The sequence below is a fragment of the Vibrio sp. 10N.261.51.A4 genome (genome assembly GCF_041471945.1).
Lineage (GTDB): Bacteria > Pseudomonadota > Gammaproteobacteria > Enterobacterales > Vibrionaceae > Vibrio > Vibrio crassostreae_C.
Map to the genome: position 1 here is coordinate 1 of NZ_JBFRPJ010000193.1, position 558 is coordinate 558.

Below are 558 nucleotides of genomic sequence, written 5' to 3' on the forward strand. Positions count from 1 at the left end.
ATCATTCCACAGATTATTTCATTCTTCTTCTCGTACTTTGTATTGAAGATAAAGAATCCGGTAGAAGCTTTAGGTTGTGTAACCGGTGGTCGAAGTGCAAACCCAGCGTTCGCTGCATTGATGGAAAAAACAGGCAACGCAACGCCAGTATTCTCTTTTACTGTGACTTACGCCGTAGCCAACGTGTTACTGACTCTATGGGGCCCAATTATCGTCGGCATTATTACCGTTAATGCGGGTATGTAATTAAAACCTACAACTCATTATAGATTTAAAAAATCATCAACTTATTAACAGACCTACCCAATCAAAAATAGGGTAGGCCTGAATAATCACGCTTAAGTAAAACACTTTATTTAATTACAAGTGTTTAATATTAAATTATTAGGTAAATATTATGACTACTCAAACTCCAACTATCGATTTTTCAAAATTCGCTGACCTAAGCCCATTCGAGCTAAAAGACAAACTGATTGAAGTGGCGCAAGCTGTGCCAGATCGTGCACTTCTTGATGCAGGTCGTGGTAACCCTAACTTCCTAGCAACGCTACCTCGTAA

General features: G+C 38.9%; 1 pseudogene. It reads left to right on the forward strand.

The annotated features are described in order from the left end of the window. A pseudogene (locus AB4384_RS23705) lies at positions 1 to 246 on the forward strand (aspartate-alanine antiporter); the annotation flags it as partial. Positions 247 to 558: the final 312 nt, after the last annotated feature.